Raw genomic sequence first — 13,783 nt, 5'->3', positions numbered from 1 at the left:
ATGTTCAGGCTTTGACGAGCATCTCGAAACCGCCAAAAATCGCCCGCTGGCCGTCGAACGGCATCGGATTGACGTCCGGCTGCATCCGCGGATCGCTCATGAGTTTCGCCATCCCGGCATCACGGGTGGCCTTGTCCGGCCAGACGATCCAGGAAAACACCACGGTTTCGTCTTCCTTGAGTTTTACTGCCATGGGAAATGAGGTCAGTTTGCCATCGGGCACGTCATCGCCCCAGCATTCGGCGAGGCTGAGTGCGCCGCTTTCCTTGAAAATTTCGGCAGCGGATTGTGCGTGTTGCTTGAATTTTTCGCGGTTGGCGGTGGGTACTGCAGCGACGAAGCCATCAACGTAAGCCATGATCGTTCTCCTTCGGGTTATGGGGTGATCTGCTGGGTAGTCGAATCAACGTGGCTAAAATCGACAGTTCCTGCATCCAGACCGACCGACGGTTCAACGGTCTCCTCCAGGCTGCCCTCGATCTGCCTGGCCATGTACAGCGTTCCGGCCATGACGCCGGTTGCGGGGTTATCCACCAGCTTCACCCATGCCTTGTCGAACGAATTGCCCAGGCTGCTGCGGATCAACGCTTCGCTATCGGGCCGGTCGTTGGCCTGGATAATTGCGCGCACCCCCGCCACCCCCACGGAGATCAGCGCACCGGCCGCCTTCCCCGCCATTGCCGCCACCGCACTGGCCGCCCCTCGCGGGGCCATTTCGGCTTGTATTCGCTTACTGGCACGCTTGGCTACCGGCGCCATGCCAGCGTCCGTCGAGGCGATGCCCTTCTCGCCGCCCGCCGTGTGGATCTTCTCGATCAACGCCAGATAGGCCGGCAATTTGCTCAGTTCGGCATGCACCACCTGATATAGCGAAGCGTCACGGGCAGGCGGCGGGCCCAGTGAAATGGCCGGAATTTTCTGGATGCGACCGTTGAGCTGCGCCATTGGCACGCCATGACGTTTGGAAATAACTTCGAGCTGCTGCCCCATCAATTGCACATAAAACTCTGTCGCCTGGCCGAGGATCGCGTCGGGATCGATCTCCACCGCCACCGGTTCCAGCACGCGCCGGTGATATTGCTCCAGCAGATAGGCCGCCAGGCGTTTGGTCGCCGCATCCTGCTCGTCTCCGGCATTGATGGCGTACCAGCTGACCTTCATCGACAGCCATTCCTGGGTCCAGTAGCTGCTGAACCACGGAATGAAGACTTCTTCGGTTTGCTGATAAACCCGCGTGCGCCAGTGCTCCATGGACCCGCGGGCATAGACCCTGGCCTGTTCGGTGGCCTGTTGCGAAGCGGCGACAATCTCCCGGTCCACCTGCTGCCAGGTGCTCTGGGACACCACCACCGGCACCACGATTACCGGGGCAGGCGTGGGCGTGGCGCATCCCGCCAATATCACCAACACAGCGACGATCAGCGAACGCAGGTTCAAGATCGCGGGGTCCTACAGACTGCGTCGAACGGAGTGTCCGACGCTAAACAGCGTACTGATTTGAGTATAGGTCGGGGGCGGGCGTGGCGAGGGAGCTTGCTCCCGCTGGGGCGCGGAGCGGCCCTGAAACCTGCCACCGCAGTGGTTCAGATATAACGCAGTGTCTTTTATTGCGACTGCTTCGCAGCCGAGCGGGAGCAAGCTCCCTCGCCACAATGGATCACTTGGATCCCTAATCCCCTGCGCAGATCACCATCATCATTCACATCAATATTCACCATCGCCGCGAATGCCTTCCGCAAAAAAACCATCAGGTGCAGGATCAATCTCATCCCTATCTAAACCCCGCACCGGAGGGGCAAATCATGTTGATCCATCTCCTGACCTGCCTGGCCCTGACGGCCGTTACCCTGACCTTGTTTTCCCGCTTCGTGCTGGATATCGGTCAAACCGAGGAACCGAAATCATGATTCATTCCGTCAGCCTCGCCGTGAGCTTCCCGGTGTTCGGCAGCAACTATTATTCGCAGCAGGTCGTGTCTCGCAAAGCAGTCGCGCTGGTGTTCGACGAGCACTTCGAGGCCTTGCTAATGCCGGCAGCGGCCAACCACTTCAGTAACGAAGTGGTCGGGCTCAACGATCAGTTCCGCTTTTTGAATGATGTGCTGGTTGAGCATCTACTGGAGACTGAAATGGCTCAGCATCCGTCGCGGGCGGGACAAGCGTTCACCTTCTGACACGCAGGGTGATGCTGTGATGGCTGGTCAGCGTGGGCCGCCACCGGGACCACCACCGAAACCTCCATGATGGCCACCACCACCACCACCACCACCACCACCACCACCACCACCACCACCCGGCGGGAAGAACATCCAGCAGCCCGACAGGGACGACAACAAAGCGAATACCAACGCCACTTTTACAACTCTGTTCAACATCATTACTTCACTCTCTGTTTAGGCGAGAAAAACAACCTTTCTCGCCCTTTCAGACAGTGTTGACCGGGCTTTGAGCACCGTTTCAATGTAAAGAATGGGTAATGGTTGTATCGAAAATGACTCATATTCCACAGCGATTTCAGGGGCCGGCGTTATAGGCTATTTCCGACTGCCCCTCTGCGGCACAGCCCCAAACCTTTCTCAAACTGCGACAGACACGCCCGCTGCCTCTGCAAGAATTCTGATACAAAGCCGGGTGCTCACCGGTCGCCGCTCTCAAGAATTCGATCAGCAGACATGGAAAACTCACTCTGGAGTAGTGGTTGTAGGGCTGTCCATCGCGACGAACCCCTCAACTTTTTCCGCGCAGGCGAAGTTGTTCCATTCGCGCACCGCGGTACGACCCGAAACTTGCGCCGTAAAGGCTTATTCAGGCCGGCGCACCGCCCTCACCTTCCCGCTGTTGCCGCCGCCACAGAAAAACCGGTCGTGGCCATCGAACTCAAGTCCCGAGACCCCGACGCCAGCCGGCATCTGGACGCTCTCCAACACCTCGCCCGTAGCCGGGTCGACTCGCCGCAGCTCACTCTCGTCACCCTCCCAGGTGCCGTGCCACAGATCGCCCTCGACCCAGGTCACCCCGGTGACAAAGCGGTTGGATTCGAGCGTGCGCAGCACTGCCCCGGTCTGGGGGTCGACCTGATGGATCTTGCGCTCGCGATACTCCCCCACCCAGAGTGTCCCTTCGGCCCATGCAAGCCCCGAGTCGCCACCGCCGCCGGGCGCGGGGATGGTGGAGAGCACACGCCCGGTCTGTGGGTCGATTTTCTGGATACGATCCTCGGCGATCTGAAACAGGTGCTGACCGTCGAAGGCTGTACCGGCATGGGCGGCGACATCGAGCGAGCGCAGCGTTTTGCCGCTCGCAGGATCCAGGGCGTTGAGTTTGTCGCCGGAGGCAAACCAGACCTGCCGGCCGTCATGGGTGACGCCGTGCACGCTGTCGACGCCTGGGAAAGGACCGTATTCACGGATGATTTCGGCTGTTGAATGTTTCATGTCTTGCTCCTCGTTCACTGACTGCATTCACTGGGTTGGTGAAGTGGATGCTAGTCATTGGGCAGCAACCCTGTGAGTAACAATACCGTCGCGAATCCCGGAACCTGCGGGGTCATCCAGCGACGGGCCCGGCCATGACCGAACGACTGCACCTTGCCCGCAACCGCCAGCGTGTCGAGGGCTCGTTGCACGGTGCGCTGACTGGCGCCAAGCGCCAACGCCAGGGCCGAACTCGACCATGATTCGCCGTCAGCGAGGAAGGCGAGCAGTGTCGCATGCTGCTCTTCGACAGGCCGCGCCAGCACCACGACGTCACGCGCATCCTGCGGCACCAACGCAAACCCTCGCGGGGTCGCGACGACATCGGCGATCAGGTGCAGCGCCGCGCGCAGCCGCCCGAGTTCGACGCGCAACCGCGCGCGATGGGAGTCATCCGCGAACTTCATCCGAAAGGCGCGCGCAATCAGCGTCTCCCTTGGCACGTCGGCGGGCCACGCTTCGCCCAACGCCCGGGCGAGCGCGAAGAGCACCGGCCGCCGGGCGAGTGAAACCGCCGAGCCTGCATCGCGCACGACATACCGGCAGGCGTCCACGACCAACTTAGGGGATGCCAATAACGCTTCAATCTCATCGAGCAGCAGCGGCTGTTCCTGGCCGCCGACAATCAGCCGCGCCGCCGGTGTGTCGAGGATGCGGGCGGCGCTTTCGACCTCGGCCGTCAACGCGGGGATAGCGGCATGTTGTGCGGCACGCTCGGCCCGTTCGAGTGCAGCGCGCGCCGTTTTTGTTTGCAGGCGACGCATCGCAATGCCTGCCACGACCAGTTCGTAGGCTGCCCTCGATGCGGGCGGTAACGGTGTCGGATCGAGTTCGGCGAGCCGGTGCTCAGCCTCGTCGAGGTGCCCGATCAACAGCAAGCGGCGGATTTCGAGGTACCGCGCATGGGCGGCGTTGACCCAGTCGCCGTGCGCCTGAAGCGTCGCCTGCGCGGCGTCGAGAGCCTTGGTTGGCCAGTTCAGGTCCAGCGAGGCGAGCGCGATCTCGGCCTCGGCGACGACACATCGCGCCCGGGCCAACGCCTCTTTCGGCCCGAAAGCACGTGCGGCGCTGCGCACCAGCGCCTTCGCTCGCACCAGATCCCCCAGCTGCGCCATCGCGATGCCGCGAAGCGCGAGCGCAGGTGCATCGTCGCGCAAGGCGATACGGTTCAGCGCGCCGAGGGGGTCACCTGCCGCGAGCGCACGCGCCGCCGCCGTGATCAGCGAATCCATCTGAAGCGCACCACCTGTCACCCCCACCGTCCGATGCCCGCTGATCAGTCTATCTCACGACCGCTTAGCCGCACGCCGATCCGCCATGGGAGCCGCTTACTTGATCCGGTAGTGGAAGGTATTGCGCACGGCCGGCACCGCAACCGCGTGGCCGTCGACGATTCTCGGCTGGTAACGGAAGGTGTTGGCGGCGGCCAACGATGGACGCATGAATAACGGATGGCAGCCGTCCAGCACCTTGGGGTTCTCGATGTTGCCTTGGGGATTGACGGTGTATTCCACGGTGCAATCGCCTTCGATGTTTTTATCCAGCGCCCGTTGCGGATAGTCCGGCGCTTCCTTGCTCAGAGGGAGGTATTGGCGGCTGTCGGCGGCCATTTTGGCGGCCTGCTGACGCGCGCGTTCGGCGGCCAGGCGCGATTGTTCGGCGCGATGTGCCTGTTGCGCCTGCTCTTGGGCCTGGCGTTGCTGTTCGAGGTCATGGGTGCGCTTTTCTGTTTCCTGGCGCTGGCGTTGTTGCTCAGCCTGGAGCTCGCGTTTTTTGTCTTCGACGCGTTTGCGCGCAAGAACGGCCTGTTCAAGTTTTTGCGCCTGGATCTGTGGATCGACAGCAGGTTTGACGGGTTGGATGGGCGCCTCGGCAACCGGCTCCGGCGTCGGCGTCGCTACCGGTTCGGGCGCCTGAGGCTGCGGCGCCGGTGGCAGCATCACCAGTTGCGTCCTCAACACCGCAGGCTGTTCGACCGGTGGTTTCTCCAGCGACCAGCCGTGCACCAACAATGCCAGCACAATGGCATGCAGCCCTACCGCCAGGCTCGCCGCCAGACTGTTTTTCCAGAACCCGCTGCGAGCAGCGTCCCGCAGCGTCATGGATGGACTGGGCATGATCATCGCCGTCATTGCGGGGCCTCGGTCACCAGCCCGAGGTTGCTCACACCACCCTGCTGCAGTGCCGCCATGGCCGCGACCACGCTGCCGTAACCGGCGTCCTTGTCGGCGCGAATGTAAACCTGAGTGTCACGGCGTTCGGCAACAATCTGCGCGACCTTGGCGCGCATCTCGTCAAGCGCCACTGCACTGTCGGTCTGGTGCTGCGTATCCAGTTCACCGCCCAGGTTCCAGTAATAACCACCCTCGGCCTTCACCGACAGGGTAAGGATTTGCTGGCGGGTATCGGTGGCCAACGCTTCACTGGCGACCTTGGGTAGTTCGATCTTTACGCCCTGGGTCAGCATCGGCGCGGTGACCATGAAAATCACCAGCAGCACCAGCATCACGTCGATGTAGGGCACCACGTTCATTTCGGCCTTGGGCCCGTGCTTGCGTTGCGGTCGGACGAGCATCTGCATTCTCCTCTCAGGCTGCGACGGCCAGATTCATCGGCGTGCCATGCAAGGTGCGATGCAAGCGCACCTGCAGTTCATTGCCAAAGGCGTAGTAGCGGGTCAGCAGGGTTTGGCTGCGCGCCGAAAAGCGGTTGTAGGCGATCACTGCCGGAATAGCGGCAAACAGGCCGATGGCCGTGGCGATCAGCGCTTCGGCGATGCCCGGGGCCACGGTGGACAGCGTCGCCTGCTGCACCTGGGACAGGCCGAGGAAGGAGTTCATGATCCCCCACACCGTGCCGAACAGGCCGATATAAGGGCTGACGGAACCGACCGTGGCGAGGAACTGCAAGCCCTTCTCCAGGCGAACTTCTTGCTCGCTGATGGCCACGTACAACGCCCGCTCAACGCCTTCGAGCACCACATCGGCCGTGTTGCCCGAGTGCTGCTTGAGATGGCTGAACTCCTGAAACCCGGCGTGAAAAATCGGCTCGACACCGGCTTCGCTGTCAGTGCTCTGTGCGGTTTCGCGGTACAGCGGTAACAGGTCCGCCGTGCTGCGAAAGCGTTGCATGAAGCCGTTCAGCTGCCGCTCGCGACGTTGCAGCACGCCGCTGCGCTGGATGATCAGGTACCAACTGAGCACTGACGCCAGCAACAGGATGAGCATGACGGCTTTGACCAGCAGGCTGGCGTCACTGATCAGGCCCCAGATGGTCATGTGTTCCAGTGTCGCTTGCATGGTGAAACTCCTTGTCTGGCGCTCCCGGGCCGTCGATGCGCGACGGCCGTTGAGCTATTCGATGAAATAGTGATGACAGGTTGATGACTGGCTGGGTCAGGGCAATTTCAACGCTTTGGTGACCTCGGCCCAGGGCACGAATTTGAAGTTCTGGGTTTGCTCGGGCATGCGTTTGCGTCCGTCCTGCACCACCAGCATGCCGTGGCTCCAGGGCCCGCCAAGGTTGGCCGAAGTGACTTCCAGGCCATCGGTTTCCGAAGCGCCATCAATGCCCGCCGCCGCGTTCAGCCCGACGCGAAATGCGCCGCGAGACGCGAACGGCGGCTCGGCATCGAGCACCACATAGCTGTCGTTGCCCTGGCTGGAGATCACCAGATAGTCCTGCGCCGCGCTTTGATAGAGCGCCAGTCCTTCCACATCCGCCTGCAACTGCGCACCGACCTTGATCACGCTGCTGAGCGTCGCTGGCTGATCGGCGCGGGCGTCCACCGCCCAGACGCCGACATCCTCTTCACCGAGAAACAGGCGCTGTCGCTGGTCGTCGGCAACGCAGCCTTCGGGCTGGCTGTCGACCTTGAACTGGCGCACCAGATCACCCTGTACGCGGCCGTTCGGCGCGCTCAGGCGGTATTGCAGGAAGGTGCCGTCCTTGCCGTTGGCGATCGCGTAGATTTCGCCGCTGGCCGGTTGAAACAGGCAGATGCCGTAGATGTCTTTGAGCGGCGTGGGGATCTCCCCGGCTTCGCGCAACTCACCGCTGGTGCGGTCGATGCTGAACAGGCTGAGGCTGTTGTGATCGCGATTGCTCGCCACCGCGAGGTCGACGGTCTGCTGACCGAGCTTGAAATTCGGCCGTATATCGACGTTGTTCAGTCGCCCCACCGGCAATTCCTGCAGCAATTTGCCTTGCAGGTCGTACGCCATCAGCCCCTGCTTTTTATTGGTGCCCAGCACCCGACTCAGGGCGGGTTGCTGCGGATGAATCCAGATCGCCGGATCATCCGCGGCATCGCCCTGGCGCCCCACCGGGTCGCTTTGGCTGATTGCTTTTACGTTCACCAGCACCGGCGCCAAGGGCACCGATGTAGCCTTCCAGTCGAGTTCACCCTGATACAGACGGCCGTCGTCATCGTCGCGCAGCAGTACTTGCAAGCCTTTAGCCGTCGGGCGCAGGGCGAGATTTTCCGGTTCCTTCAAGTCTGGCAGTACCAGTGTGGCCTGAGCCGTCCAGCGTTCGCCCTGCTGCTGATAGAGATGCAGCTGCGCGGCTTTCGGGTCGAGTGCAACGATGCCACCCGGCACCAGGGCCATCGCACCCGCTGCCTGTTTGATCTCGCCGAACGGTTCGCGCATGGCCACCGGTGTGCGCGTTACATCCGCTTCGGCATGCGCCGGGTAGGCCCACCAACCGACGTTTTCCTCATTGACCACCAACTGATTGGCCGCGTCGTCGACCTGGCAGAACTGTGCCGATGGCGGCAATGGCAGACCGCGCACCCGTTGCGGTTGCGGGTTCAAAGTGGCGCCATTGCCCACCAGCCATTGCTCACCCTTGCCCTCCTCGCCCACCAGAAACAGGAACAGGTTGCCGGCTTCGTCGCGGTACAGGCACAAACCGTTCACCGGGTAATCCCGCGTCGGCAGATACACCGGTTGCCCCCAACTGCGCTTGGCCGGATCGAGGCTGACCAGCACCGCTTGTTGACGGGCGTTGTCGAGGCTGGCCACCAAGACGTGTTGGCCGGCGGTGCGGCTGTCCAGGCTACTGAACGATCCCTTCAAACGCGCCAGCTCTTTGCCTTGCGCGTCGAGCAGCAGCAAGCCGTCACGCTCGCTGGCGGCCAGGCGTTCAGGGCCGAGGTCGGCGGATAAAAACGCCACCGCGTCGACCGACAGGTTCGGCGCCCAGGGTGTGAGGCGCAGGTTCGGCGCGGCCGCCATGGCCTGGCCGATGGTCAAGCTGATCAGTGTGGCCAGCAGACCGTGTTTGGGTAACCACGAAATACTCATGAACAGGCAAAGTCCTTGTCGTGCATCCATCACGGCGGCAGCACCGGGCTGCCGCCCCGGGGCTTAGAAGTGGGTGAAGGTCAGGCCGAGCTTGTAGGTCGGGCCGTATTCTTCGTATTGGCCGTTGTAGGAGCGGTTGCCGGTGTAGACGAAGTACGGCTCGTCGGTGAGGTTCTGCGCCTCGAAGCTGACTTGCAGGTTTTTGGTCAGCGAATAGCGCGCGCTGAAATCGACGAAGGTCTGGGCATCGACGTGCAGGTCGTGGGCTTTGTCGTTGATCGAGGCCAGCTCAAAGAGGTAATCGGACTTGTAGTTGGCCGACAGACGCAGGCTCAACTTGTCGTCTTCCCAACCGAGCATCAGGTTGCCGACGGTGTCGGACTGATTGGGCAAATCGATGCTGCGCTTGCGGTTGATCCCGCTGGCGGCGTCGAAGCCTTCGATTTCCGCATCGGAGCGGCTGAAGGTGGTGTTGGCGCCGAGCAGCAGACCGTTCCAGGGCGCTGGCAGCCAGTCGAATTTCTGCGAGTAGGCCAGTTCCAGGCCATAGAGTTTGGCGCTGTCGCCGTTGGCAAACGTGTGAGCCTCGGAGAAATCGGCCCAGGCGCCGGTGCCGGCCAGGTCGGTGTTGTAGACGAAATTCTTGATGTCTTTGTAGAACACAAACGCCGAGACCGTGCCGGCATGGCCCATGTAGTGCTCGATGCCCAGGTCGAGGTTGCTGGATTCCAGCGGCTTGAGGTCCGGGTTGCCAAAGCTCGCCTCATCATCGTCGATGACAAAACCCGGCGCCAGTTGGCCGAACGTCGGGCGCACCACGGACTTGGTCCAGGCCGCGCGCACCTGAGTGTTCTTGTCCAGTTGATAGCGCGCATGCAGGCCCGGCAACCAGTGGTGATAACGGCGTTTGGTCTCGGTGGACTGGAACTCGCCATCCGTGGCGCCCGTGCCCTTGGCTTCGAACTCGGTGCCTTCGTAGCGCATGCCGGCAATGAAACGCCAGTCATCGATATCGATGGTGTTCATCAGGTAGCCGGCGTTGATGTCTTCGCTGATCTTGAAGTCGTTGACCCGCGATTCGGTCTCGTCGTAGAAGTCCGCCTGATTCAGGCCTCCGATCAACTGCTTGATGGCGCTGCCACTGATGCCCGGGCCGAACTGGCCGAGGCGGTAATCGACGGTGCCTTTCTGGAATCGGCTGAGGTTGAGCTGTTCATCGCTGAAACCCAGATCATCGAAATCTTCATACACCCAGGCATCAAGGTTGTTGTCTTTGTTGCGGTGGCTGACCTTGCCGCCGAATTTGACCTGGGACGCATAGCCGCTGAGGTCGTAGTCGCGGGCCAGGTCCAGACGCAGGTTTTTCTCGGTGTCGGTGGTTTTCTGTTTTTCCCAATCGACCTTGTCGAGGCTGAAGTTGCTCGGGTTGTAGAAGCCCTGACCGATGATGGGCCGCGGCTTGTCGTTATCGTAGAAACCGCTGTCGGCAAAATCGTCGGTACCGTTGAACGCGGCGTTGGCGATGTGGCCCGGGCTGTCTTCGCTGGAGCGGCTGTAGCCGGCCTGGCCGCTGAGGGTCCAGAGGCCGAACATACGCTCGCCGCCCAATACGTAGGACTGGATTTCCTGGGTCTCTTCCCGCTGTTTGAGTTTGCGGGAGCCTTCGGCATCGCCCAACTCCCCCGCCGCCAGCGGGTCGGCGAATTCGAGGCTGGTGGAATTGCGCGTCTCGCTGTCCTTGTAGCGGCTGTACAGGGTGCGCAGGTAATAGCTGCTGAAATCGTCGGGTTTGTAATCGAAGTTCAGGCCCCCACCAGCGCGTTCACGGCTGATGTCGTAATCGCGTTGCTCGAACTCCTGCAATTTGGCGCCTTGCTCGAAGTCCCAGGCGCCGCCGGTTTCGACGTTGTCCGAGCCGAAGTCGCGCTTCTGCCAGCTCAGCGCCGCAGCGACGCCGAAGTTGTCGATGCCGTCGCCAAGGCTGAAGCGATCACTGACGGCGCCGGAAAATTTCGGGCTGGTCTGGTGGGTGTTTTTGTCGTAACTGGCTTCGCTGCTGCCGGTGTAGAACAGCCCTTTGTGATCGAAGGCCGAGAGGCTTTTCACATCCACGGTGCCGCCCAGGGAGTTGGCGTCCATGTCCGGGGTCAGGGTTTTGATTACCGACAAGGACTGCACCAGCTCCGAGGGCAATACATCGAGGGCCACGGCCCGGCGCTCGCTTTCCGGCGAGGGTACCAGCGTGCCGTTGATGGTCACGCTGTTCAGATCCGGTCCGAGGCCGCGCACGCTGACAAACCGCCCTTCCCCCTGGTCGCGCTCGACGCTGACTCCCGGCAGGCGCTGCACCGCTTCGGCGACGTTTTCGTCCGGCAACTGCGCCACGCCATCGGCATGCACCACGCTCTTGATGCTGTCGGAACTGCGCTGTTCCTTGAGCGCCTGATCGATGCTCGCCGCCTGGCCCACCACTTCGACGTGTTCGGTGTTCGCCACGGTTTCGGCGGCGCTCAGGCGTTCACTGGCGATCGCCATGGCCAGGGCGGTGAGCGTGAAACCGACCACTCCTGCGGTGCTGCTGCGCTTGTACATGAATGTCCTCCCCCAAGAGTCCGTTAACGCCAGGCAAAGGGCCCGGCAACTGGGAGGGCACGCTAGGGACGGGGGATGACGGTTCTGTGACAGGGGGTGGCGGAAGGTGCGGTAAACCGGGGTTTTGCCGGGTTTCGGTGAAGGAAGTGAGCTGAAATGACTTTGTTTGCATCCGATCGACACCGACTCTGTGGCGAGGGAGCTTGCTCCCGCTCGGTCGCGCAGCGGCCGCATGAGTTTTACCTGACCCACTGAAGTTGGGGAGCGCTGCGCACTCCAGCGGGAGCAAGCTCCCTCGCCACAGGTCTTCACTCGCCAGAAAATCTCGCAGGACCGTGAGCTGATTCGACCTCCAGCCTGGCTCACACCCCCGTCACCCGACTGTCACAAACATCTGCTGTGCTGGCGCGCATTGCTTCTTCGCCAAAGGATCGCGGCCATGTTCTCAGTGCTCAAACCCCACCGTTGGAAACTCGCCCTGCTGCTGTTGGCCGCCAACCTGGGGTTGCTCCTGCATCTGGCCTGCGGCGAGGTGAAACCGGTCAGCGAATGGGTCTGGCTGGACATCGTCGGTGAAGGCGGTTCGGCGCTGCTGGCGTTGGTCTGGTTGGGGTTGGTACTCAAGAGTCGGCCAGCCGGGCGCGTCACCAATTACCTGGCGCTGGGTTTGAGCGGGATCTTTTTTTCCTGGTGGATCGACAGTCTCGACGAGTTCATCCGCCTGCCTGACAGCATCACCTGGGATCACTGGCTCGAGTCCGGGCCGATGCCGGTCGGCATGATCCTGCTGACCATCGGCATCTATCACTGGCACCGCGAACAACTGGCGATCAGCGCGCAGATGGAGAAACGCGAGCGGCTGTTCCGCGAGCATCGGTTATTCGACAAACTCACGCCGTTGGGCGGCGCCGATTACCTCAAGCGTCAACTGGCCGGCAGCCTTGAGGAAAGTCACGGCCAACAACAGCCGTTGTCGTTGTTGGCGCTGGACCTGGACAACTTCTCGGCCATCAATCAGGCCTTCGGGCATGCCGAAGGCGACGCCGTGTTGCAAGCGGTCAGTCATTTGCTGCTGCTCAACCTGCGGCGCCAGGACTTGCTCTGCCGTCTGGCCGGCGACCGTTTCGTGGTGCTGCTGCCCAATACCGGCGAGAGCCAGGCAAGGTTGCTGGCGCTGGAACTGCAACAAGCGGTGCAGGGCCTGGCGCACAAAACCCGGCAGCATGGCGAACGCTTGCAATTGTCGGCGAGCACGGCGGTGGTGATGGCGCTGAACGAGTCGCCGGACGCCCTGCTCAAGCGCCTTAACCTGGCACTGGCCCGGGCCAAGCAGCCTCTGGCAAGAACGGCCTGAGGCCCGGCCATGACCCTGAAAACCACGTGGTACGAAACCGACAGCCGCTTCATTCCCGGGCATTATCAGCCGGCAACCCTGATCGATCTGGCGCTGTCCCGGGACATCGACAGCCATCGTCTGCTGCGCGGCACCGGGCTGTTTCATGAAGACATTCTGGCTGGCCAGACCCGCCTCAGCCCCCAGCAGTTTCTCGCATTGATCGGTAATAGCCGACGTCTGCTGGATGCCGACGACAGCAGTTTTCTGTTCGGTCAGCGCCTGCTGCCCGGCCACTACGGCGCCGCCAGCCACGCCCTGCGCCATGCACAAAACCTGCACCAGGCACTCGACACCCTGGTGCAGCAACAGGCGCTGCTCAGCCCGTTAATGACGCCGCGGTTGGTGCTGGATGAAAAACACGCCTATCTCTATTGGCTGGACAGTTGCGGGGCCGGCGAGCAATGGCGTTTTCTGCTGGAAGCGAGCATGACCTCGCTGGTGGCCATGAGTCGCGCGCTGAGCGGCCAGCGTCTGCCGTGGGAGTGCAGTTTCAGCCATGCCGAGCCCCGTTATGTCGAGCAATATTGGGTGCATTTGGGCGAGCACACTCAGTTCAACCGACCTCTGGACCTGATGCGCATCCCCCGGGAATTTCTCGCCCAGCGATGGCCCGATGCGTCGGCCACTGCTGGTCAGGTCGCCCGTCAGGAAGCTCAGGGGCAACTGGAGCAGTTGGGCTGCACGTCGAGCTTTCTCGACTGCCTGTACCGCTATTTGCAGCGCCACGTGCGCCACACCCCAAGCCTGGAACAAGCCGCCCAGGCCTTCGCCATGAGCCCTGCCACCCTCAAGCGCAAACTGCAAAAACACGACACCGGTTTCCAGCAGCAGGTAGATTTGGTGCGCAAGCACGTGGCCCTGTACCTGTACCAGATCAAGGGGTTCAGCAACGAAGCCGTGGCCGAGTACCTGAGCTTTAACGATGCGGCAAATTTTCGTCGCTCGTTCAAGCGCTGGACCGGCAGTACACCCAATTTGATCCGTCAGTTGTTCAATCCCGGCTGAAGCGTTATG

General features: G+C 61.9%; 13 protein-coding genes. 3 read left to right on the top strand and 10 right to left on the bottom strand.

The genetic code is table 11. The features are described 5' to 3' along the window. Positions 1 to 4 precede the first annotated feature (4 nt). Together ACQKPC_RS05355 and ACQKPC_RS05350 are read right to left on the bottom strand one after the other, a co-directional pair. The gene (locus ACQKPC_RS05355; protein WP_008068166.1) at positions 5 to 358 is read right to left on the bottom strand and encodes a DUF1428 domain-containing protein; all 354 of its coding nucleotides are present in this window, start codon (positions 356 to 358) and stop codon (positions 5 to 7) included. 17 nt (positions 359 to 375) lie between these two features. Then, complete coding sequence (locus ACQKPC_RS05350) at positions 376 to 1,437, bottom strand: hypothetical protein (RefSeq protein ID WP_063343311.1); 1,062 nt, start codon at positions 1,435 to 1,437, stop codon at positions 376 to 378. A gap of 466 nt (positions 1,438 to 1,903) precedes the next feature. On the opposite strand from ACQKPC_RS05350, the gene ACQKPC_RS05345 reads away from it, so the two are divergent. Next, positions 1,904 to 2,173 carry a hypothetical protein gene (locus ACQKPC_RS05345; RefSeq protein WP_008068154.1) on the top strand — a complete coding sequence of 90 codons (270 nt, stop codon included), beginning with the start codon at positions 1,904 to 1,906 and terminating at the stop codon, positions 2,171 to 2,173. Between the two features lie 27 nt (positions 2,174 to 2,200). On the opposite strand, the gene ACQKPC_RS05340 is transcribed toward ACQKPC_RS05345, so the two are convergent. The 8 genes from ACQKPC_RS05340 to ACQKPC_RS05305 all read right to left on the bottom strand — a co-directional run bounded on the left by ACQKPC_RS05340 (position 2,201) and on the right by ACQKPC_RS05305 (position 11,373). Beyond that, on the bottom strand, positions 2,201 to 2,377 hold the full coding sequence (locus ACQKPC_RS05340; RefSeq protein ID WP_427623459.1) for a hypothetical protein: 177 nt from the start codon (positions 2,375 to 2,377) through the stop codon (positions 2,201 to 2,203). Between the two features lie 423 nt (positions 2,378 to 2,800). Then, complete coding sequence (locus tag ACQKPC_RS05335) at positions 2,801 to 3,433, bottom strand: glutamine cyclotransferase (RefSeq protein ID WP_427623458.1); 633 nt, start codon at positions 3,431 to 3,433, stop codon at positions 2,801 to 2,803. 50 nt (positions 3,434 to 3,483) lie between these two features. Beyond that, entirely contained in the window at positions 3,484 to 4,704 is a 1,221-nt protein-coding gene (locus tag ACQKPC_RS05330; protein WP_427623457.1) for a helix-turn-helix domain-containing protein, read from the bottom strand. Between the two features lie 96 nt (positions 4,705 to 4,800). Beyond that, positions 4,801 to 5,604: a TonB family protein gene (locus ACQKPC_RS05325; protein WP_427623455.1), complete on the bottom strand. Its 804-nt coding sequence runs from the start codon at positions 5,602 to 5,604 to the stop codon at positions 4,801 to 4,803. Further along, a complete protein-coding gene (gene tolR / locus ACQKPC_RS05320) occupies positions 5,601 to 6,047 on the bottom strand; it encodes a protein TolR (RefSeq protein WP_052963043.1) in 447 nt (148 codons plus the stop codon). Before tolR ends, ACQKPC_RS05325 begins: the two co-directional genes overlap by 4 nt. 13 nt (positions 6,048 to 6,060) lie before the next feature. Beyond that, positions 6,061 to 6,771 (bottom strand): protein TolQ, encoded by a 711-nt coding sequence (gene tolQ, locus ACQKPC_RS05315; protein ID WP_427623453.1) that lies wholly within the window; start codon positions 6,769 to 6,771, stop codon positions 6,061 to 6,063. 96 nt (positions 6,772 to 6,867) lie between these two features. Next, positions 6,868 to 8,781, bottom strand: a complete 1,914-nt coding sequence (locus ACQKPC_RS05310) for a phytase (protein ID WP_427623452.1) — start codon at positions 8,779 to 8,781, stop codon at positions 6,868 to 6,870. Between the two features lie 63 nt (positions 8,782 to 8,844). Next, positions 8,845 to 11,373, bottom strand: coding sequence for a TonB-dependent receptor (locus ACQKPC_RS05305; protein WP_427623451.1), 2,529 nt, complete (start codon positions 11,371 to 11,373; stop codon positions 8,845 to 8,847). Positions 11,374 to 11,812: 439 nt separating this feature from the next. Here ACQKPC_RS05305 and ACQKPC_RS05300 point away from each other — a divergent pair, with 439 nt between their 5' ends. Both ACQKPC_RS05300 and ACQKPC_RS05295 read left to right on the top strand, forming a co-directional pair. Next, positions 11,813 to 12,727 carry a GGDEF domain-containing protein gene (locus ACQKPC_RS05300; RefSeq protein ID WP_427623450.1) on the top strand — a complete coding sequence of 305 codons (915 nt, stop codon included), beginning with the start codon at positions 11,813 to 11,815 and terminating at the stop codon, positions 12,725 to 12,727. A gap of 9 nt (positions 12,728 to 12,736) precedes the next feature. Further along, a complete protein-coding gene (locus ACQKPC_RS05295; RefSeq protein WP_427623448.1) occupies positions 12,737 to 13,774 on the top strand; it encodes an AraC family transcriptional regulator ligand-binding domain-containing protein in 1,038 nt (345 codons plus the stop codon). Positions 13,775 to 13,783 lie beyond the last annotated feature (9 nt).

The sequence above is a fragment of the Pseudomonas sp. NPDC089918 genome (genome assembly GCF_050280605.1).
GTDB lineage: Bacteria > Pseudomonadota > Gammaproteobacteria > Pseudomonadales > Pseudomonadaceae > Aquipseudomonas.
Note: the sequence above shows the minus strand (reverse complement) of the source record. Positions and strands in the feature narration are given on the sequence as shown.